This is a genomic window from Bradyrhizobium sp. CCBAU 11357, from assembly GCF_028128865.1.
Lineage (GTDB): Bacteria > Pseudomonadota > Alphaproteobacteria > Rhizobiales > Xanthobacteraceae > Bradyrhizobium.
Window position 1 is genome coordinate 17,367 of sequence record NZ_LBJW01000095.1, and the last position, 21,340, is coordinate 38,706.

At 65.6% G+C, this 21,340-nt stretch carries 18 protein-coding genes; 14 read left to right on the plus strand and 4 right to left on the minus strand.

Going from position 1 to position 21,340, the window contains the following annotated elements:
• Window positions 1–163 precede the first annotated feature (163 nt).
• The 9 genes from XI05_RS14240 to XI05_RS14280 all read left to right on the plus strand — a co-directional run bounded on the left by XI05_RS14240 (window position 164) and on the right by XI05_RS14280 (window position 9,730).
• Complete coding sequence (locus XI05_RS14240; RefSeq protein ID WP_271502511.1) at window positions 164–1,123, plus strand: aminoglycoside phosphotransferase family protein; 960 nt, start codon at window positions 164–166, stop codon at window positions 1,121–1,123.
• A 348-nt stretch (window positions 1,124–1,471) separates the two neighbouring features.
• Entirely contained in the window at window positions 1,472–3,091 is a 1,620-nt protein-coding gene (locus tag XI05_RS14245; protein ID WP_172786177.1) for an ABC transporter substrate-binding protein, read from the plus strand.
• Window positions 3,092–3,097: 6 nt separating this feature from the next.
• On the plus strand, window positions 3,098–4,111 hold the full coding sequence (locus XI05_RS14250) for an ABC transporter permease (protein WP_271502513.1): 1,014 nt from the start codon (window positions 3,098–3,100) through the stop codon (window positions 4,109–4,111).
• Window positions 4,112–4,278: 167 nt separating this feature from the next.
• Window positions 4,279–5,178: an ABC transporter permease gene (locus tag XI05_RS14255; RefSeq protein ID WP_271502515.1), complete on the plus strand. Its 900-nt coding sequence runs from the start codon at window positions 4,279–4,281 to the stop codon at window positions 5,176–5,178.
• Window positions 5,179–5,272: 94 nt separating this feature from the next.
• Window positions 5,273–7,009, plus strand: coding sequence for a dipeptide ABC transporter ATP-binding protein (locus XI05_RS14260; protein ID WP_271502517.1), 1,737 nt, complete (start codon window positions 5,273–5,275; stop codon window positions 7,007–7,009).
• Between the two features lie 26 nt (window positions 7,010–7,035).
• The gene (locus tag XI05_RS14265; RefSeq protein WP_172786172.1) at window positions 7,036–7,215 is read left to right on the plus strand and encodes a DUF4089 domain-containing protein; all 180 of its coding nucleotides are present in this window, start codon (window positions 7,036–7,038) and stop codon (window positions 7,213–7,215) included.
• A 4-nt stretch (window positions 7,216–7,219) separates the two neighbouring features.
• Complete coding sequence (locus tag XI05_RS14270; protein WP_271502519.1) at window positions 7,220–8,614, plus strand: AtzE family amidohydrolase; 1,395 nt, start codon at window positions 7,220–7,222, stop codon at window positions 8,612–8,614.
• A gap of 1 nt (window position 8,615) precedes the next feature.
• Complete coding sequence (gene hpxZ / locus XI05_RS14275; protein WP_260381251.1) at window positions 8,616–9,011, plus strand: oxalurate catabolism protein HpxZ; 396 nt, start codon at window positions 8,616–8,618, stop codon at window positions 9,009–9,011.
• Window positions 9,008–9,730: a GntR family transcriptional regulator gene (locus XI05_RS14280; RefSeq protein WP_172786170.1), complete on the plus strand. Its 723-nt coding sequence runs from the start codon at window positions 9,008–9,010 to the stop codon at window positions 9,728–9,730. Before hpxZ ends, XI05_RS14280 begins: the two co-directional genes overlap by 4 nt.
• A gap of 58 nt (window positions 9,731–9,788) precedes the next feature.
• Here the strand turns inward: XI05_RS14280 and atzF are convergent, their stop codons facing one another.
• Together atzF and XI05_RS14290 are read right to left on the minus strand one after the other, a co-directional pair.
• Window positions 9,789–11,606, minus strand: a complete 1,818-nt coding sequence (gene atzF, locus XI05_RS14285; RefSeq protein WP_271502521.1) for an allophanate hydrolase — start codon at window positions 11,604–11,606, stop codon at window positions 9,789–9,791.
• A gap of 194 nt (window positions 11,607–11,800) precedes the next feature.
• Window positions 11,801–12,307, minus strand: a complete 507-nt coding sequence (locus tag XI05_RS14290) for a MarR family winged helix-turn-helix transcriptional regulator (protein ID WP_271502523.1) — start codon at window positions 12,305–12,307, stop codon at window positions 11,801–11,803.
• A 156-nt stretch (window positions 12,308–12,463) separates the two neighbouring features.
• Between XI05_RS14290 and XI05_RS14295 the strand changes: the two genes are divergently transcribed.
• A complete protein-coding gene (locus XI05_RS14295; protein WP_271502525.1) occupies window positions 12,464–14,311 on the plus strand; it encodes a feruloyl-CoA synthase in 1,848 nt (615 codons plus the stop codon).
• Between the two features lie 337 nt (window positions 14,312–14,648).
• Here XI05_RS14295 and XI05_RS14300 read toward each other — a convergent pair whose 3' ends face one another.
• Window positions 14,649–15,155, minus strand: a complete 507-nt coding sequence (locus tag XI05_RS14300) for a MarR family winged helix-turn-helix transcriptional regulator (protein ID WP_271502527.1) — start codon at window positions 15,153–15,155, stop codon at window positions 14,649–14,651.
• Window positions 15,156–15,238: 83 nt separating this feature from the next.
• On the opposite strand from XI05_RS14300, the gene XI05_RS14305 reads away from it, so the two are divergent.
• The 4 genes from XI05_RS14305 to XI05_RS14320 all read left to right on the plus strand — a co-directional run bounded on the left by XI05_RS14305 (window position 15,239) and on the right by XI05_RS14320 (window position 19,820).
• On the plus strand, window positions 15,239–16,447 hold the full coding sequence (locus XI05_RS14305) for a cytochrome P450 (RefSeq protein WP_271502530.1): 1,209 nt from the start codon (window positions 15,239–15,241) through the stop codon (window positions 16,445–16,447).
• Window positions 16,448–16,459: 12 nt separating this feature from the next.
• Window positions 16,460–16,783 (plus strand): 2Fe-2S iron-sulfur cluster-binding protein, encoded by a 324-nt coding sequence (locus XI05_RS14310; protein WP_271502533.1) that lies wholly within the window; start codon window positions 16,460–16,462, stop codon window positions 16,781–16,783.
• A gap of 48 nt (window positions 16,784–16,831) precedes the next feature.
• Window positions 16,832–18,043: an ABC transporter substrate-binding protein gene (locus XI05_RS14315; protein WP_260381243.1), complete on the plus strand. Its 1,212-nt coding sequence runs from the start codon at window positions 16,832–16,834 to the stop codon at window positions 18,041–18,043.
• A gap of 94 nt (window positions 18,044–18,137) precedes the next feature.
• Complete coding sequence (locus XI05_RS14320) at window positions 18,138–19,820, plus strand: tannase/feruloyl esterase family alpha/beta hydrolase (RefSeq protein WP_271502536.1); 1,683 nt, start codon at window positions 18,138–18,140, stop codon at window positions 19,818–19,820.
• Window positions 19,821–19,963: 143 nt separating this feature from the next.
• Here the strand turns inward: XI05_RS14320 and XI05_RS14325 are convergent, their stop codons facing one another.
• The gene (locus XI05_RS14325; protein ID WP_271502538.1) at window positions 19,964–21,226 is read right to left on the minus strand and encodes an NAD(P)/FAD-dependent oxidoreductase; all 1,263 of its coding nucleotides are present in this window, start codon (window positions 21,224–21,226) and stop codon (window positions 19,964–19,966) included.
• Between the last annotated feature and the right edge of the window lie 114 nt (window positions 21,227–21,340).

Consider the following 21,340-nt stretch of genomic DNA (forward strand, 5'->3'; position numbering starts at 1 on the left):
GGGGAGGGCTGGGGAGAGGGCTGTCTCCACAACGGGACAATCCCCTAGCGGAGAGAGCCCCCACCCGACGCTTCGCGTCGACCTCCCCCGCAAGCGGGAGAGGTTGCACCGCCTGCCTGGTTCGCACTGAATCCATCAAACTTGTATCGATGACCGAGTGCAGATGACCACCGCCTCATTGCAACAACTGCCTCGCCTCACCGACACCGCAAGCTTTCGCGCCTTCCGCTCCGCGTTCCCGCATTGGCTGCCCATCGCACGCGACATCGCGCGCGGCCATGGCCTCGACACCGGCTCGCCGCAGGTGTTTGCGACCGGCACCAATCTCGTGGTCGGCCTCGGCGACAAGCTGATCCTGAAGATCTTCCCGCCGCTGCTCGCAGCCCAATTCGTCTCGGAGCGCGCCTCGCTGACGCAGCTCGCCGGCCGTCTCGGTCTGCCGATTCCCGAGATTGTCGCGGAGGGGATGCGCGACGGCTGGCCCTATCTGGTCATGACGCGTCTTGCCGGCACGCTCGGCTCGGAGGTTTGGCCTTCACTGCCGGAGCCGCAGAAGGAGCGCCTGCTGCGCCAGATCGGCGAGACCATCGCGTCCGTGCAGCGCGTTCCGCTCGGAGAGCTCGCGTCCATCGGGCCGCGCTGGGACGCGTTCATGCGCGCCCAGATGCAGGGTTGCCGCGCGCGGCACACGCGTCTCGGCCTCGCACCAAAATTCCTCGCCGGTCTCGACGACCTCCTCCGCGATGCCGCGAAGCTGATCCCGATGGACACGCCGCCGGTGATCCTGATCGGCGAATACATCCCGGAGAACTTCCTGCTCGCTTGCGATGACGGCCAATGGTCGCTCGCAGGTCTGTTCGATTTCGGCGACGTGCTGGCGGGATGGCGCGACTACGATCTGCTCGGCCCCAGCGCCTTCATGGCGGCGGGCCGGCCGGGACGGGTGAAGAGCCTGCTCGAAGGCTTTGGCTATACGACGCTGGATTTCACCTTCAAGCGCCGCCTGATGGCCCTGATGCTGCTGCACCGCGCCAGCGACCTCAACAGCCACATCTGCATCGAGGGCTGGCAGGAGAGGGCCGCCGATCTCGTCGATCTCCAGGACCTGATCTGGCCGGGCTGAGCGCTGCTCGTCATTCCGGGGCGCGCGCAGCGCGAACCCGGAATCCATTTCTCTACACGTGCTGCGGCCCGATGGATTCCGGGCTCGATGCTGCGCATCGCCACGGAATGACGAGGGGCGCGGTGGCAGGGCTCGGCGGTCGCCTCCACAATGAGCTCTCAAGGCGAATAGCCTAATTCTTACGCAATTGTTCGTCTTTGTATGCAATCGCGCGTACAGCGCAGATTGTTGAAAACAGGATAAACTCTGCGATATCAGAGGGTTATGCAACCTTAGTCTTCCGTTAAGCCTTGGCACGAACCTTGCGAATCCAGTTCCAACCAAAAACTTTCATGTTGGAGCGATTTCATGAAGCGCCGCGATTTCCTCAAATCCGTTTCCGGGTTGGCCGCGGGTGCGGCGCTTCCGGCCATGCCGTCCGTGATCTCCTCGGCCAAGGCCGATGCCCGGTCGGAGACGCTGCTGATCGTCTCGGAAGGCGGCCCCAATAATCTCGATATCCACGGCGTCGGCACCAACGTGCCCGGCTATGAAGTCTCCTGGAATTGCTACGACCGCCTGATCAGCCATGAGATGAAGAGCGGCCCCGGCGGGGTGCCCTATTACGACCGCGACAAGTTCAAGGGCGAGCTCGCCGACGACTTCAAGATCGACGACATGTCGGTCACCTTCAAGCTGAAGAAGAACGCCAAATTCCACGACGGTGCGCCGGTCACGGCGAAAGACGTGAAATGGTCGCTCGACCGCGCCGTCAGCGTCGGCGGCTTCCCGACCTTCCAGATGAGCGCGGGCTCGCTGACCAAGGCCGAGCAGTTCGTCGTGGTCGACGATGCCACCGTGCGCGTCGATTTCGCCAAGAAGGATCGGCTGACGATCCCGGATCTCGCCGTGATCGTGCCCTGCATCGTCAATTCCGAGCTGGTGAAGAAGAACGCGAGCGAGAAGGATCCGTGGGGTCTCGAGTTTACAAAACAGCAGACCGCGGGCTCGGGCGCCTACAAGGTGACGAAGTGGACCGCCGGCACCGAGGTCATCATGGAGCGCAACGAGGACTGGGTCGGCGGTCCGCTCCCCAAGATCAAGCGCGTGATCTGGCGCATGGTGCCGCAGGCGGGCAACCGCCGCGCGCTGCTCGAGCGCGGCGACGCCGACATCTCCTATGAGCTGCCGTTCAAGGATTTCCAGGAGATGAAGGCGAACGGCAAGCTCAACGTGGTGTCGCTGCCGTTCTCCAACGGCATCCAATATATCGGCATGAACGTCACCAAGCCGCCGTTCGACAATGTGAAGGTGCGGCAGGCCATCGCCTATGCGCTGCCGTATCAGAAGATCATGGACGCGGTGCTGTTCGGCCTCGGCAATCCCATGTTCGGCGCAAAGGACAAGGCGACCGAAGTCGCCTGGCCGCAGCCGCACAAATACAACACCGACATGGAAAAGGCGAAGGCGCTGCTGGCCGAAGCCGGTTACGCCAACGGCTTCGAGACCACGATCTCGTTCGATCTCAACTTCGCCGGTGTCAACGAGCCGCTCTGCGTGCTGGTGCAGGAGAGTCTCGCCCAGCTCGGCATCAAGACCACCATCAACAAGGTGCCCGGCGCCAACTGGCGCACCGAGCTCAACAAGAAGGAGATGCCGCTGTTCACCAACGTGTTCTCGGGTTGGCTCGATTACCCCGAGTATTTCTTCTACTGGTGCTATCACGGCAACAATTCCGTCTTCAACACCATGAGCTACAAGTCGGCGGAGATGGACAAGTTCATCGACGGCGCGCGCACGGCGGCTGCGACCGGCGACACTGCGGCCTACGACAAGGACGTGAAAGGCTTCGTCGATCTCGCCTTCGCCGACGTCCCGCGCATCCCGCTCTACCAGCCCTTCGTCAACGTCGCGATGCAGAAGAACATCTCGGGCTACCAATACTGGTTCCACCGGCGGCTAGACTATCGCGCGATGGCGAAGGGGTGAGTCGTCATGCTCACCATGATCGGCAAGCGCCTGATGTTCGCGATCCCCTCGCTGATCGGCGTCGTCATCGTCACCTTCCTGCTGACGCGCGCGCTGCCGGGCGATCCCGCCGCCTACTTCGCCGGCCCCGCCGCGACCAAGGAAGCCGTCGAGCAGATCCGGAAAAAGCTCGGCTTCGACAAGCCGCTGGTCGAACAGTTCTTCCGCTACGCCAACGATCTCGCCCACGGCGATTTCGGCAACTCGCTCACCACGGGACAGCCGGTCGCGACCGAGATCCGCAACCGCCTGCCGGCCTCGGCCGAGCTGACGCTGCTCGGACTCTTCGTGTCCATTGCAATCGCCATTCCGCTCGGCGTGCTGGCGGCGACGCGGCCGGGATCATGGATCGACCATCTCTGCCGTGTCACGACCACCGCCGGCGTGTCGCTGCCGGTGTTCTTCACCGGCCTCGTGCTGGTCTATGTCTTCTACTTCCGGCTCGGCTGGTCGCCGGCGCCCCTCGGCCGTCTCGACGTGTTCTACAGCGCGCCGCCGACGGTCACCGGCTTCTATCTGATCGACACGCTGATCGCGCGCGATGTCGAGGCGTTCCGCTCGGCGCTGAGCCAGCTCATCCTGCCCGCAACGACGCTCGCGATCTTCTCGCTGGCGCCGATCGCGCGCATGACGCGCGCCTCCATGCTGGCGGTGCTCGCGAGTGAATTCGTCCGCACCGCGCGCGCCAGCGGCCTGTCGCCGGCGACCGTGATCGTCACCTACGCGTTCCGCAACGCGATGCTGCCGGTCATCACCACGCTCAGCATGGTGTTCTCGTTCCTGCTGGGGGCCAACGTGCTGGTGGAGAAGGTGTTCGCCTGGCCCGGCATCGGCTCCTACGCGGTGGAAGCGCTGATCTCCTCGGACTTCGCGCCGGTGCAGGGTTTCGTGCTGACCATGGCGGTCATGTACGTGCTGCTCAATCTGATCATCGACATTCTCTACGGCGTGATCGATCCGCGCGTCAGGTTGGAGGGCTAGCGCATGATCCGGAATATCGGTGCCCCAGCTCGTCATTGCGAGGAGCGAAGCGACGAAGCAATCCAGGCTATCGCCGCGATGCGCAGCCTGGATTGCTTCGCTTCGCTCGCAATGACGACGGAGAGACGGCTTCCGAACACGATCACGCGAAAAGAGGGCGTCGAACAATGAGCTCCGTTGCGCCTGCTGTTGAACCTGTCGGTCCCGCCCGTACGTCAGGCCTCGTCGCCATCCTCGAGCAGACCCGTTACGTCCTCGGCGAGAACAAGGTCACGGGCTTCGCCTTTGCGCTGCTCCTGATCATCGTGTTCGCCGCGCTGTTCGGCCCCTATGTCGTGCCCTACGACCCGCTCGCCTCCGACACCGCCGCTGCACTGAAGGCGCCGTCGGTGGCGCACTGGTTCGGCACCGACCAGCTCGGCCGCGACATCTTCAGCCGCGTCATCGTCGCCACGCGCCTCGACTTCTTCATCGCGATCGCCTCGGTCGCGCTGGTGTTCCTGATGGGCGGCCTTGCCGGCATCGCGGCCGGCTATTTCGGCGGCTGGACCGACCGCATCGTCGGCCGCATCGCCGACACCATCATGGCCTTCCCGCTGTTCGTGCTCGCGATGGGCATCGTCGCCGCGCTCGGCAACACCGTGCAGAACATCATCCTGGCCACCGCCATCGTGAACTTCCCGCTCTATGCCCGCGTCGCGCGTGCCGAAGCCAATGTCCGCCGCAACGCCGGCTTCGTCCAGGCCGCGCGCTTGTCCGGCAACGGCGAGTTCCGCATCCTGCTGGTGCACATCCTGCCGAACATCATGCCGATCATGATCGTGCAGATGTCGCTGACCATGGGCTACGCCATCCTCAACGCTGCCGGCCTCTCCTTCATCGGCCTCGGCGTCCGCCCGCCGACCGCCGAATGGGGCATCATGGTCGCCGAAGGCGCGGGCTTCATGGTGTCAGGCGAATGGTGGATCGCACTCTTCCCCGGACTTGCCCTGATGATTGCCGTGTTCTGCTTCAACCTCCTCGGCGACGGCCTGCGCGACATCGTCGATCCCCAACGGAGGACGTGATGCCAAACCTCCGAGAAAAATTCTCCAATGATTCCAATGGCGCTTCTACTGTGCATGGGGTTGTTTTCGATTGTTTGAGTGACGGGAGCCGTCCATGACCTCCCAGCCCCTGCTCGACGTCCAGGACCTCACGGTCGAATTCACCACCCGCCGCGGCATCGTCAAGGCGGTGCAGCACGTCAACATCTCCGTCGCCAAGGGCGAGACGCTGGCCATCGTCGGCGAGTCCGGCTCCGGCAAGTCGGTGACCTCCTACGCGGTGCTGCGCATCCTCGATCGCGCCGGCAAGATCGCCGAGGGCTCGGTGATGTTCTCCGGCATCGACGTCAAGGCGGCGACCGAAGACCAGATGCGCGATTTGCGCGGCCGCGAAGTCTCGATGATCTTCCAGAACCCGCGTGCCGCCCTCAATCCGATCCGCAAAGTCGGCGATCAGATCGAGGATGTGCTGCGCACCCATGTGCAGCAGGCCCAGGTCGCCGATCATGGCGAGAAGGCGATCGAGGCGCTGGAGCAGGTCAAGATCGCCCGCCCGCGCGAGCGCTATCACGCCTATCCGTTCGAGCTCTCGGGCGGCATGTGCCAGCGCGTCGTCATCGCGCTCGCGCTGGCCTGCAATCCGCAGCTTCTCATCGCAGACGAGCCGACGACGGGATTGGATGTCACCACGCAGAAGGTGGTGATGGACCTGATCGTCGAGTTGACGAAACGCCGCGCGATGTCGACCATCCTGATCACGCACGATCTCGGCTTGGCCGCCGCCTATTGCGACCGCGTCGTCGTGATGGAGAAGGGCCGCGTCGTCGAGACCGCTACGGCCGCCGATATTTTTGCGAACCCGCAGCACCCGTATACGAAGAAGCTGATGCGCGCGACGCCGCGGCTCGGAGTGAGCTTGCGGGATCTGTTGCCGGAAGAGGAGGGCGCAACCTCATCTGCATCCGTTGTCGCCGCGCCTGACCAGCACGTTTCTCAAAGGGAGGGGAAGAGCGACCAGCCCCTCCTCCGCATCGAAAAACTCGTCAAGGAATATCCCCGCCAGGGCGCGACCGCCACGCTCGGCAAACTGTTCGGCCGCAAGCCGCCGGTGGAGCCGGACGTGTTCCGCGCCGTCGACGGCATCAGCTTCGCGATCGGCCATGGCGAGAGTGTCGGTCTCGTCGGCGAGTCCGGCTGCGGCAAATCGACCACGTCGATGATGGTGATGCGCCTCTTGGACCAGACCTCCGGCCTGATCCAGTTCGACGGCGAGGACATTGGCGGCATCCAGCCTGCCGCCTTCGCCCGGCTGCCGCAGCGCAGCCGCATCCAGATGGTGTTCCAGGACCCCACCGACAGCCTCAATCCGCGCTTCACCGCCGCGCGCGCCATCGCCGACCCGATCATGCAACTCGGCGACATCCGGGGACCCGACGCGCTTCGCGCCCGCTGCGAGGAGCTCGCCACCATGGTCGGCCTGCCGCACAATCTGCTCGACCGCTTCCCGCACCAATTGTCCGGCGGCCAGAAGGCCCGCGTCGGCATCGCCCGGGCGATCGCCCTGCATCCCAAGCTCGTCATCCTGGACGAGCCGACCGCCGCGCTGGACGTCTCCGTGCAGGCCGTCGTCCTCAACCTGCTGCAGGACCTCAAGGCGCGGCTAGGTATGAGCTATCTGTTCGTCTCGCATGATTTGAATGTGGTGCGCTTGTTGTGCGATCGTGTCATTGTGATGCGGACGGGACGGATCGTCGAGGAGGGCTCTTCCGAGCAGGTGCTCGGCGATCCCAAGGACGACTACACCAAGGAGCTGCTGACGGCGATCCCGCATCCGCCGTTGCCGATACACTAAGACTGCACTGATTGCTTGAGAGCGTGATGGCCGAACCCCTGGACGACTATATCGACGCCGTATCGAAGGCGCTGGCGCTGCCGATCGAGGAGGGCTGGCGGCCCGCCGTGCGCGCCAACCTCGAGGTCTCGCTGCGGCTTGGCCGTCTGGTCGACGACTTCGCGCTGCCGGACGAGACCGAGCCGGCACCGATCTTCACGGCCTGACACCATGTCCGCCAAGCCAGAGATGACGGCCTCCGACATCGCAAGTGCGGTCGCGGGCGGCAAGATGTCCGCACTCGCCGCCACCGAAGCTGCGCTCGCGCGCATCGAGCAGCATGATGGCATCCTCAATTCCTTCACCGACGTCACCGCCGAACGCGCCCGCGCGAAAGCGCGCGCGATCGATGCCGACATCGCTGCGGGCAAGAAAGTCGGCCCGCTCGCCGGCGTACCCTTCGCCGTCAAGAACCTGTTCGATGTCGCGGGCCTGCCAACGCGTGCCGGCTCGAAGATCAACCGGGACCTCGCGCCGGCCAGGCGCGACGCGACGCTGATCGAGCGGATGGAAGCGGCCGGCGCCGTTCTCGTCGGCGCGCTCAACATGGGCGAATACGCCTACGATTTTACGGGCGAGAACATCCATGATGGCCCCTCGCGCAATCCGCACGACACCACGCGGATGAGCGGCGGCTCCTCGGGCGGCTCGGGCAGCGCCGTCGGCGGCGCGCTGGTGCCGATCGCGCTCGGCTCCGACACCAACGGCTCGATCCGCGTGCCGTCGTCCTTCTGCGGCATCTTCGGCCTGAAGCCGACCTATGGCCGGCTGTCACGCGCGCGCTCGTTCCCGTTCGTGGCGAGCCTCGACCATCTCGGCCCGTTCGCGCGCTCCGTCGCCGATCTCACGCTCGCCTATGACGCGATGCAGGGGCCGGACCCAGACGACGGCGCCTGCACCACACGTGGGTTGGAGCCCGTCACGCCGCTGCTCGATGAGTCCATTTCCGGTCTGCGCGTTGCAATCGCCGGCGGGCACTTCCAGAAGAACGTGTTTCCGGAAGCCGTTGAAGCCGTTAGCCGCGTCGCCAAGGCGCTGGGCGCAACGCAGGTGGTGGATGTTCCCGAAGCATCGCGCGCCCGCGCCGCCGCCTATGTCATCACCACGACTGAGGGCGCTGCGCTGCATCTCGATCGCCTGCGCAAGCGCCCGAACGACTTTGACCCGGCGGTGCGCGACCGGCTGATCGCGGGCGCCATGGTCCCGGCCGCGCTGGTCGATCGCGCGCAAAAATTCCGCCGCTGGTATCGCGCGCAGCTTGCCGGGATCTTTGGATCGGTCGACGTTCTGCTGGCGCCGGCGACGCCCTGCACCGCGCCAAAGCTCGGTCAGGTGAACTTCAATCTGGACGGTGTCGAGCTGCCGGTCCGCGCCAATATCGGCATCCACACCCAGCCGATCTCCTTCATCGGCCTGCCGGTGGTCGCGGTTCCCGTGCCGCTCGAGCCGCTGCCGATCGGCGTGCAGATCATCTGCGCGCCCTGGCGCGAGGACATCGCGCTGCGCGTCGCGCACGCACTGGAAAAGATGGGCGTCGTCGCCGCGCCCGCGCCGAGAGGGTTTTAAGATGCAGATCGATCTCCCCGAGGTGATCGCGGAAGTCAAAGCCGCGTTCGAGCGCTATGAGCAGGCCCTCGTCAACAACGACGTCGCCGTGCTCGGCGAACTGTTCCGCAACGATCCGCGCACCTTGCGCTACGGCATTGGCGAGAATCTCTACGGCTACGAGGCGATCTCCGGTTTCCGCGCCGGCCGTTCGCCGGTCGGCCTGAACCGCCGCACCGCCAAGACCGTAATCACCAGCTACGGCCGCGACACGGCCGTGGCGTCCACCTTGTTCTATCGCGATACGGCTCCCGGCAAGGTCGGCCGGCAGATGCAGACGTGGATACGTTTCCCGGAGGGCTGGCGCGTCGTCGCCGCTCATGTCAGCATCATCGACGAGCCGAAAGAGACCGTATGACGCTTGATGATCTTCCGCAGGGCACGTTGCCGGCCGAGCCGGTGGTGCCGCGCGTCGACCGTGCATCGCCGTCGCTGCTGAAGGTCACGCGCGCCGAGGAGCTGCGGCTGCAGCTTGCCGACGAGATCGTGCGGGGAACTCTGGCGCCGGGCTCGCCGCTGGACGAGACCGACATCGCGCGGCGCTTCAACGTCTCGCGCACGCCGGTGCGCGAGGCGCTGCGCCAGCTGGTGGCAAGCGGCCTCGTCGAGGCGCGACCGCATCGCGGCGCCGTGGTGGCGCAGCCTTCCATCGAGCGGCTGAAGGGCATGTTCGAGGCGATGGCGGAGCTCGAGGCCTTGTGCGCGGGCCTTGCCGCCGAGCGCATGTCGGCGGCCGAGCGTCACGGGCTGGAGGCCATCCACGAGGAGCTGCGGGTGCTGAGCTACGCCGGCAATCCCGAGCGCTTCCACGAGGTCAACGAGCGCTTCCACAATGCGATCTATGCCGGCTCGCAGAACGGCTACATCGCCGAGATCACGCTGGCGACCCGCGTCCGCGTGCAGCCGTTCCGCCGCGCCCAGTTCCGCAACCTCGGCCGCCTCGCCAAGTCGCAAGCCGAGCACGACCGCGTCGTCGTCGCCATCATGCGCGGCGACAAGCAGGGCGCTGCCGCCGCCATGCGCGCGCATATCGAGCTGGTGCGCGGGGAGTACGAGATCTACGCGGTGTCGGTGTAGGGTACACGCTCGGTGCCGTAGGGTGGGCAAAGGCGCGAAGCGCGCGCCTTTGCCCACCCTACGAGACCTGCTTTGCCGCAGCTTCCTTCATATACGCGCGCCAGCCGCCGTAGGTGGTGATATCCCGCGCCTCGCCCAGCACTTCCGGCTCGACCAAAAATCCCTTCACGCTCCGTCCATCCGCAAGCCGCACGGTGCCGATCGCCATCGGTGCGGGGATCGCGTTGACGAACTTGCCGAAGGCGGACGACGACAACGACCAGATCTCCAGCTCGATCGCAGCGCCTGTGCCGGTCTCGACGCGCAGCATGCCCGGCTTCGGCGGCGTGGTCTTGAGCGCATAGAGCTTGTAGTCGGCGGCCGTCCTGGTGGCCTCGATCAAGCGTGCGTTCAGCGCCGTCAGCTCGCCGTTCAGCGCCATGCCGGAGAGATGCGCGCCGACGACCGCGATCGGAATCTCGTCGTCGCTGCTGGTCGGGAGTGGCGCGAGCGGGGCCTGCGCCACCCCCTTCGCACCGACCGTCAGCTTCGTGTCGGCATGGAACACGCGGCCGATGCTCGCGAGCAGCGCGTCGCGCCCTGCGGGCGCCAGCAGCGTGATGCCGAACGGAATGCCGTCGCTGCGCATCGAAGCCGGCACGGCGAGGCCGCAGAGATCGAGCAGGTTGACGAAGTTTGTATAGGTGCCGAGCCGGCTGTTGAGCTCGATCGGATTGGCCAGCACCTGAGCGGTCGTATAGGCCGTCGGCGCCGTCGGCAGCACCAGCGCGTCGATGTTGGCGAACGTGCGCTCGGCGATCTTGCGCAGGCCCTGCAGGCGATAGAGCGCCGAGAAGGTTTCCGCCGCGGTGAGCCGCGCGCCGGCCGCGGTGATCTCCCGCGTGACGGGGTGGATCGTGTCTGGCGCGGACGCCAGCAGGTTCTTGATCACGAGGTAACGCTCGGCAACCCAGGGCCCCTCATAGAGCAGCCGCGCCGTCTCGTAGAATGGCTCGAGGTCGAACTCGACCAGCGTTGCCCCCAGCGCGGTCCATCGCTTCAGCGCATCGCCGTAGGCGGCTTCCGCTTTCTTGTCGCCGAAAAAGATCAGCTGGCCGTTGCGCGGCACGCCCAGGCGCAGCTTTGCCGGCATCGGCGTGATCGCGCCGAGCGGCCGGTCGCGCGAGAATGGATCGGCCTGGTCGGGGCCGGCCATCACCGACAGCGCGAGCGCGGCATCGTCCACCGTGAGTGCGAACACCGAGATGCAGTCGAGCGTGCGGCAGGCCGGCACCAGGCCTGCGGTCGAGATCATGCCGAGACTCGGCTTCAGCCCGACGATGTTGTTGAGCATAGCCGGCACGCGGCCCGAGCCGGCGGTGTCGGTGCCGAGCGACAGCGGCACCAGCCCGGCGCCGACCGCGGTGGCCGAGCCCGAGCTCGAGCCGCCGGGAATGAGATCCTCGCGGATCGAATTCCGGGGAATGCCGTAAGGCGAACGGACGCCGACGAGGCCGGTCGCGAACTGGTCGAGATTGGTCTTGCCGATGATGATCGCCCCGGCAGCGCGCAGGCGCTCGACGGCAGTCGAGTCGTGTGTGGGCGTGGTGGAGAAAGCCGGACAGGCCGCGGTGGTCGGAAAGCCCAGCGCGTCGATATTGTCCTTCACCGCGACCGGCACGCCGTAAAGCGGCAGGCTGGCCGCATCCGTCCGGGCCGCGAGCTTGTCGGCCTCCGCGGTCGCGTCCTTCTCGTCGCGCAGGCTGATGAACACGGCGGGATCGTTGTGATCGCGGATGCGCTGATAGGTCCGCGCGACCGTCTCTGCCGGCGTCTGTGTGCCCGCGCGGTGCGCGGCCACAATCGCGGCGATCGTTTCAGGCTGCTCGGCCCCCATGGCGGCAAAACTCCGGCAAATCGTCTTCGCCCGGAGTGAAGCAAGCGATGTGCCATTGTGTACAGAATCCGGGCAGGATGATTGTGCCGGATCTTATCGTGCGATCAGTGGCTTGCGGGATATTTCGGTCGGCGTGGGGCCGCTCGCTCCGGCGACCTCTTGCGTGCATCTGCCCAAATGGTGGGCAGTCGAGATCAGGTGAAGCCGGAGAGGATCCGGAGCAGCTGCGCCCGGTTCTCCTTGCCGATCTTCGCCTCGACGTTTCGCTCGTGCTCGGCCGCGAGCCGCTTGAACTTCTCGAGCGCCGTCTCGCCCTGCGCGGTGAGGTGCAGTGCATGCGAGCGCCGGTCCTCCTTCGACTTGATCCGCTTCACCAGCTTGCGCTGTTCGAGGGCATCGAGCAGGTGCACCAGCCGGGCGCGCTCGATGCCGAGGCGTTTTGCCACCGCCATTTGCGACAGGCCCGGATTGGCGCCGATCACGGTCAGCACCGAATATTGTGTCGGCCTGATATCGACTTCGCCGAGCGTCTTGATGAAGTCCTGAAAGATCCAGATCTGGAAGCGCCGCACCGCATAGCCGGCGTGGCCGATCAATGCGTCGAGACCAACGTCGTCGGCGACATCGCGTGGTGCTGCGCCGTTGCCGGCGCGCTTGCGTGGGGAGTGGCGGCTGTCGGACCGGGCTGCTGTGGGTGGCACGTCGATGTCTCCTGTCGCGCGCAACCCTAGCGCCCCTCGGTCACAAGCGAAAGATTGTTGTTGACGACAACAATTGGCGTGCCCAACATTATGGGCCAAAGCGGCCCGGAACGAGGCTGCGGCCGATCCTGAAAACCGGGATGGAGGAGGAAGCACATGACAGTCGCCTCACATGGTGACGTTGCAGGCCTGTTCGCAACGCCCAGGACCGTCGCAGAGCATCGGCCCGACGGCAGTATCGTTCTGCGCTCGCCCGAGCCTCTCGGCGAATTTGCGCGCTGCACCGGCGATTGGCTGGAGCAATGGGCGCAGCAAAGGCCGGATACGATCTTCCTGGCCGAACGCGGCAACGTCGAAATGCCCTGGACCACCGTCACCTATGCGCAGGCGCTGCGGAAGGTGCGCGCCGCCGCGTCCTGGATCCTGGCGCAAGGGCTCAGCGTGGACCGCCCGCTCGCGATCCTCTCCGACAACAGCATCGATCATGCGCTGCTCGCGCTCGCCGCCCAGCATGTCGGCGTGCCCTCGGCGGCGATCTCGCCGGCCTATTCGCTGATGTCGAAAGATTTCGACAAGCTCAAGAGCATGATTGCGCTGCTCGAACCGGGTGCGATCTACGTCTCTGCGCTCCAGCCGTTCGCGCCAGCGCTGGCCGCCATCAAGCCGCTGCACAACGCGCAGATCATCAGCGGCGATGCCGATGACGCCGGCGCGCTCGCGTTCCGCGCTATTGCGGCAGCGCCCGAGACGCCCGACGTCGCAAGAGCCTTCGCTGCACTCACGCCGGACACGATCGCAAAATTCCTGTTCACCTCGGGCTCGACCGGCACGCCGAAAGCCGTCATCAACACCCAGCGCATGCTGACGTCGAGCCAGCAGGCCAAGGCGCAGACCTGGACCTTCCTCGAACAGAGCCGCGATCTCGTCATTCTCGATTGGCTGCCCTGGAGCCACACCTTCGGCGCCAACCACAATTTCAATCTCGTGCTGCGCAATGGCGGCTCGCTCTACATCGACGGCGGCAAGCCCGCGCCCGGCCTGTTCGCGACCTCGCTCGCCAATCTGAAAAGCGTGATGCCGACGGTCTATTTCAACGTGCCGCGCGGCTTCGACATGCTGATCGCGGCGCTGCGCAGCGACGAGGAGTTGCGCCGCCGCTTCTTCGGCGAGGTGAAATTCGCCTTCTACGCCGGTGCCGCGCTGCCGCAGAATTTGTGGGATGCGCTCGAAGAGCTCTCGCATCAGACGGTCGGCCGCGCGCTGCCAATGGTCTCGGCCTGGGGCTCGACGGAAACCTCACCGCTCGCCACCGACTGTCATTTCCTTGCCGAACGCTCCGGCAACATCGGCGTGCCCATTCCCGGCACCGAGCTGAAGCTCGTCACCTCCGGCGACAAGCTCGAGGTGCGGGTGCGCGGACCCAACGTCACGCCCGGCTATTGGAAGGCGCCGGATCTGACGAAGCAGGCGTTCGACGCGGAGGGCTTCTATTTGATCGGCGATGCCGTGAAGCTTGCCGACAGCGCGCGCCCCGAGCGCGGCCTGTTCTTCGACGGCCGCGTTGCCGAAGACTTCAAGCTCAACTCAGGCACATGGGTCAGCGTCGGCGGCTTGCGCGTTGCCGGCATCGCCGCGCTGGCACCGCTGGCGCAGGACATCGTCGTCGCCGGTCACGGCGGTGACGAGGTGCGCTTCCTGGTATTCCCGAATCTTGCGGCCTGCCGCGCCCATGCCGGCCTGCCCGAGACGGCGGACGTGAGCGAGGTGCTGGCGCAGGACAAGGTCCGCAGTGCCATCGCGCAGGGTCTGGCGAAGCTGAAACAGCAGAGCGCCAACTCCTCCGGTCACGCCACCCGCGCGCTGCTGCTCGCCGAGCCGCCGTCGGTCGACGGCGGCGAGGTCACCGACAAGGGCTACATCAACCAGCGCGCCGTGCTGACGCGCCGTGCGGAGGCGGTGGCACGGCTGAATGATGATGCGTCGGGGGAGTGGATCGGGTTGTAAAGGCCGAGTTAGATGCCACATTCCGCTGTCATTCCGGGGCGCGCCTCTTGGCGCGAGCCCGGAATCCATTTCACCGCAGGGGTGTTGCACGATGGATTCCGGGTTCGCGCTACGCGCGTCCCGGAATGACGGGTGGGATACGCCAGCAACCCTGCCGCATTATCTTGCCGATTCTTTTGTTGCCTTAGCAACTAATTTATGCGAACCATTCCCGACGAAGATGACGGCGGACGAACCGCTGCGTTCTATTCTGGAGGAAACAATGCGCGGCAGAGATGGTGCCGTCGGCAAATGCCGACCCATGCCTGAAGACAGGGCGTGTCCGCCACGCGGCGCGTCAGCTGTGGCTGCTGTCCGTCACAGTGCCGAGATTTTCATGAAGCCGGCGGAGGAGGTCGATCAGCACCTCGCGCTCGTCCTTGCTCAGGCAGGACAACAGTCGCCGCTCGCGCTCGAACGCGGCCACGATCACCTTGTCATGCGTAGCGCGGCCCTTTGCCGTCAGCGAGATCGAATGGGTGCGGCCGTCATTCGGGTCGGTGCGGATCGACACCAGCCCTCGCTTTTCGAGGCCGGCCAGGGTCCGGCTCACCGGCCCCTTGTCGAAGCCGATGACGTGGCAAATGCGCGAGGCGGGAATGCCGGGTTCGATCGCCAGCAGCGACATGATGCGCCATTCGGTGACGTTGACGCCGAACTCGCGCTGATAGAATGCGGTCGCGCTGTTCGAGAGCTTGTTGGCGATGAAGGTGATGAACGCCGGGACGTAACGGTCGAGATCGAGCGTCGGTCCCGCATCGTTGGGCGCGGGCTTTTGGCGGGCTCTGGTCGAGGACGGCGGCATATCGGGCTTCTGACTCGCGGCGGGCCCAAAGACCTAAGGGCATGCACTGCCCTTTCACAAGATCAAAATGAGGGAGGTCTTCCATGACCGCATCCGGCTCCGCGGGATCGGGCGTCCCGCATCTCGACGTCGATCCCTTCGACATGACGTTCTTTGCCGATCCCTATCCCGCCCATGAGCTGCTGCGGGAGGCCGGTCCGGTGGTTTATCTCGACAAATGGAAGGTCTATGGCGTGGCGCGCTATGCCGAGGTCCACGCGGTGCTGAACGATCCGGCGACGTTTTGCTCCAGCCGCGGCGTCGGGCTGTCCGACTTCAAGAAGGAAACGCCGTGGCGGCCGCCGAGCCTGATCCTGGAGGCCGATCCGCCCGCGCACACCCGTACCCGCGCCGTGCTGTCGAAGGTGCTGTCGCCGACGGTGATGAAGCAGGTGCGCGACCGTTTTGCCGTCGCGGCGGAGGAACGGGTCGATGCGCTGCTCGGCCAGCGCAGCTTCGACGCGATCACCGACCTTGCCGAGGCCTATCCGCTATCGATTTTCCCCGATGCGCTCGGCCTGCAGCCGGAGGGGCGCGAGCATCTGATTCCCTATGCCAGCGTTGTGTTCAATGCCTTCGGCCCGCCCAACCAGCTGCGCCAGGAGGCGATCGAACGTTCGATGCCGCATCAGGCCTATGTCGCCGAGCAGTGCCAGCGCGAGAATCTGGCACCCGGCGGCTTCGGGGCCTGCATCCACGCGCAGGTCGACGAGGGTGCTATCACGCCCACCGAAGCGCCGCTGCTGGTGCGCTCGCTGCTGTCGGCCGGACTCGACACCACCGTCAACGGCATCGGCGCTGCCGTCTATTGCCTCGCGCGCTTCCCCGATCAGTGGCAGCGCCTACGCGAGGATCTTTCGCTGGCGCGCGGCGCCTTCGAGGAGGCCGTGCGCTTCGAGAGCCCGGTGCAGACCTTCTTCCGCACCACCACGCGCGAGGTCGAGCTTTCAGGTGCCACGATCGGTGAGGGCGAGAAGGTGCTGATGTTCCTTGCCGCCGCCAACCGCGATCCCCGCCGCTGGGACGATCCCGACAGCTACGACATCACCCGCCGCACCTCCGGCCATGTCGGCTTCGGCTCCGGCATTCACATGTGCGTCGGCCAGCTCGTCGCCCGCCTCGAAGGCGAGGTGATGCTGACGGCGCTGGCGCGCCGCATCGCGAAGATCGAGATCACGGGCGAGCCGAAGCGCCGCTTCAACAACACGCTGCGCGGGCTCGACAGCCTGCCGGTCACCATCACCCCCGCCTGACGAGGAGTCTTGATGCCCGACATCACTTTCATCCATCCGGACGGCAGGTCCGACCGCGTCGAATCTTCAGACGGCGAGAGCGCCATGCAGGCTGCGACCCGTCACGGCCTCGATGGCATTCTGGCCGAATGCGGCGGCAACGCGATGTGTGCAACCTGCCACGTCTATGTCGATGAGAGCTGGCTTCCGCGCCTGCCGGCCATAGCTGACGATGAGGACGCGCTGCTCGACGGCACTGCCGCCGAGCGGCGGCCGAATAGCCGCTTGTCCTGCCAGATCACCATTACGTCCGAGCTCGACGGGCTCGTGCTGAGACTGCCAAAGCGGCAGATCTGATTCTCGATTCGCCGGCAACGGCCGGCAACCAACACAGGGGAGGGAATGATGAAGCATCTGAAGTGGACGCTCGCGCTGGCCGCGAGCCTGGTGACCGGCGCGGCGAGCGCGGAAATATCGGACAACGTCGTGCGCATCGGCGTGCTCAACGACATCTCGGGCATCTTCCAGGACACCAACGGCATGGGCTCGGTCGAGGCCGCGCGCATGGCGGCGGAGGATTTCAACGGCGGGGCTAAGGGCATCAAGGTCGAGATCGTCTATGCCGATCACCAGAACAAGGCCGATGTCGGCAACGCGATCGCGCGCAAATGGCTCGATGTCGAGGGCGTCGATGCCATCGTCGATGTGCCGAACTCGGCCGTCGGCCTCTCCATCAACGCACTCCTGCGCGACAGCCGCATGACCTTCCTTGCGTCCTCGACCGCAAGTTCGGATCTCACCGGCAAGGCGTGCTCGCCCAACACCATCCAATGGGTCAACGACGCCTGGGCAACTGGCAACACCACGGCGGCCGCGATGATGTCGCGCGGCGGCAAGGACTGGTATTTCCTCACCGTCGATTACGCGCTCGGCAAGGGCATCGAGGCGGAGGCGCAGAAATACATCGAGGGACACGGCGGCAAGGTGCTGGGCTCGTCCAAGCATCCGCTCGGCACCTCCGATTTCGCCTCCTTCCTGCTGCAGGCGCAAAGCTCGAAGGCGCAGGTGATCGGGCTCGCCAATGCAGGGGGTGATACCATCAACGCGGTCAAGCAGGCCGCCGAGTTCGGCATCCAGCAGAGCGGGCAGAAGCTCGTGGCCTTCCTGCTCTTCATCAACGACGTCCACGGCATGGGCATCAAGGTGGCGCAGGGCCTCCAGCTCATGGAAGCCTTCTACTGGGACATGAACGACGACACCCGCGCATTTGCAAAACGTTTTGCCGCGCGACCCGGCATGAACGGCAAGATGCCCAGCGGCAATCAGGCCGGGGTCTATGCTTCCACGCTCGCTTATCTCAACGCCGTCGCCGCCACGGGCAGCGACAATGCCAAGCAGGTCGTGCCCGAGATGAAGAAGTTCAAGGGCAAGGACAAGCTGTTCGGTGACACCACGATCCGCCAGGACGGTCGCGTCGTGCATCCGATGTATCTGTTCGAGGTGAAGAAGCCGGAGGAGTCGAAATATCCGTACGACTATTACAAGCTGGTATCGACCATTCCCGCCGATCAGGCGTTCCGCCCGCTGGCGGAAGGCGGATGCGAGCTGGTGAAATAAAAGGTGTTGTACCTCCGACGCCGTTCGGCGGTACTTGCCAAACTATGAAATGGAGGTAATAATTATAACATATAATTAAATAGGGAGGTTCGCCATGAGGACTGGCTTGATGTCAACCGCCGCGCTGGCCGCGCTTCTGGCATCGACCGCGCTGGTTCGGGCCGAGGGCGAGGCCTGCTCGCCGGTCACCACCGCTTCGCTCGGCATCTCCGGTGTCGAGATCACCGGGTCCAAAACGCAGGACGCGGCCAACGGCCTCCCCAAGCATTGCATCGTGACGGGCCTTGCCAACCAGCGCACCGGCGTCGATGGGAAATCCTATGCGATCGGGTTCGAATTGCGATTGCCGGCGGAGTGGAACGGCCGCTTCCTGCATCAGGTGAATGGCGGCAATGACGGCGTAATCGTGCCCGCTCTTGGCAGCCTGCCCGAGGGGTTGGCCTTCGGTGGCACAGTGCCACTGGCGCGCGGCTTTGCCGTGCTGTCGTCGGACAGCGGTCATTCCGGCTCGGACCCCGCGAACAAGTCGCTGGGCCTGACGGCCGGCGCGGCGTTCGGCCTCGATCCGCAGGCGCGGCGCGACTATGGCTATGCCGCCGACATGACACTGTCGCCGGTCGCAAAGCAAATCATTGCCCTGCATTACGGGCGCAAGCCGGATCGCTCCTATATGGCGGGATGCTCGAACGGTGGGCGTCACGCCATGGTGGCGGCGTCGCGCATGCCGGAAAATTACGACGGCTTCCTCGTCGGCAATCCTGGCTTCGACCTGCCGCGCGCCGCGATCCAGCACGCCTGGGACGTGCAGGCTTTCCTGAAAGCTGATCCCGATCTGCGCAAGTCCCTCACCAAGGAGGACGCTCAGCTCGTGTCCTCGCGCATTACGGAGGCCTGCGATGCGCTCGACGGCGTCAAGGATGGGCTGACGGCCAATCTCGCCGCCTGTCAGAAGGCGTTCGATCTCAAGAGCCTGGTCTGCGCGCCGGGGCAGAACAGCGCCTGTTTGTCCGAAGCCAAGGTCGACGCCCTGAAGATGAGCCTCGCCGGACCGAAGAATTCGAAAGGTGAGGCGCTCTATTCCGACTGGCCTCTCGATGGTGGCATCGGTACGGGCAATTGGCGCACCTGGAAGGTCGAGAGCCCCATCGCGCCCTGGAATAACTATCCGATCATCGCCACCATGGGCGCAGCGTCGCTGAACTACATCTTCTCGACACCGCCAGTCGTGGTCGAAGGCAGCAATGAGAAGCTGGTCGAGGCACTGAAGGCCTATGACTTCGACAAGGACGCGCCGAAGATTTTCGCCAAGGACGCGACCTTCACGGAATCGGCCATGGACTTCATGACGCCGCTCGACATCGATGATCCCAAGCTCGCATCGCTCCAGAGGTCCGGCGGCAAGATGCTGATCTATCACGGCCAGGCCGATCCAGTGTTCTCGGTGAACGACACCATCCGCTGGTACGACCGGCTGAACAAGAACCTGCAGGGGCACGCCAACACGGTCGCGCGCCTGTTCGCGATTCCCGGCGAAACGCATTGCGGTGGCGGCGTCACCCTGGACAAATTCGATGCGCTGGCGGCGCTAACCGACTGGGTGGAGAACGGCAAGGCGCCCGACCGCATCATCGCGTCGGCCAGTCCCGCCAACAAGGAAGTCCCTGCGTCCTGGAGCCCGGGCCGCACGCGGCCGCTCTGCCCGTATCCGAGCTACGCCGCGTATTCCGGCCAGGGCGACAGCGAGGACGCCGCGAATTTCGTTTGCAAGGCGCCGTAGCGCGTCACGCGTCGGCAGGCGCTTGCCCCGGACCAAGTGCGGCGCGTAGCGCTGCGCTGCAGAGCCGGGGCCCACGGCTCTGGGTCCCGGCTCTGCGTCGCGTCATTTCATGCCGCGCCGCGTCCGGCACACGAGAAGCTTCCCTACACCACCTTGCTCGACCCCTGCGTGATCAACCGCGCCGCGCGCTGGTCTCGCGCGTAGATCCAGAGCCAGCTCAGCGCGACGCTGAGGCGGTGGCGCAGGCCGATCAGGAAGTAGATGTGGGCGATGCCCCAGATCCACCATGCGATGGCGCCGCGCAGCTTGACGCGGCCGAAATCGATCACGGCGAGCCGCTTGCCGATCTGGGCGAGGCTGCCGGCATGCTTGTAACGGAACGGGCCGGTCGCAGCGCCGCGCAGGCGCGCTCTGATGGTCTCCGCGACATGACGACCCTGCTGCTTGGCGGCCGGCGCGATGCCGGGCACCGGCTTGCCGTCCCAGGCATTGATGCTGACGGTATCGCCGATCGCGAAGATCTCGGGATGGCCTGGAATGGTGAGGTCCGCCTCGACCAGCACGCGTCCGGCGCGATCGCTGGGCGCGCCGAGCCATTCGGCGGCGGGCGAGGCGCGCACGCCGGCGGCCCAGATCCGTGTCTTCGCCTCGAGCAGCTTGCCACCGAACACGACGCCCTCGCGGTTGATCTCGGTGACGGCTTGGCCGAGCACGACGTCGACGCCGATCTTTTCCAGCGAGGCCTGCGCATAGGCCGAGAGCTCGTCGGGAAAGCCGGCGAGCACGCGCGGACCCGCCTCGATCAGCACGACGCGTGCTTTATGCGTGTCGATGTTGCGGAAGTCGCCGGGCAGGGTGTGATGCGCCATCTCGGCGATGGTGCCAGCGAGCTCGACGCCGGTCGGGCCGGCGCCGACGATCACGAAGGTCAGCCGCGCCGCGCGCCGCGCGGGATCCGTCTCGCGCTCGGCGCGCTCGAACGCCACCAGGATGTGACGGCGCAAGGTGGTCGCGTCCTCCAGCGTCTTCAGGCCCGGCGCCCATGCCTCCCATTCGTCGTGGCCGAAATAAGCGTGCCGCGCGCCGGTGGCCAGCACCAGCGTATCGTAGGGCACCTCGCTGCCGTCATCGATCAGCACGCGGCGTCGCTCGGCGTCGACGCCGCTCACCGTGGCAAACAGCGTCGTCACCTCGCGTCGGTCGCGCATGAGATGGCGGATCGGCCAGGCGATCTCGCTGGTCGCGAGCGAGGCGGTCGCGACCTGATAGAGCAGGGGCTGGAACAGATGGTGATTGCGGCGGTCGATCAGCGTGATCTCCACCGGGGCGCCCGCGAGCCGGTAAGTCGTCTCCAGCCCGCCGAAGCCGGCGCCGACGATGACGACGCGATGGGGATTTGCGGCCATGATTTAACCCTCGAATCTCGCTGCTGTGCCTCTCCATTTAAGTGCGGATTGGGCCCCGCGGTCCAATAGCCGTCATCAATCGTCGTATAGGCATCATGTATCGATCCGGCGCGA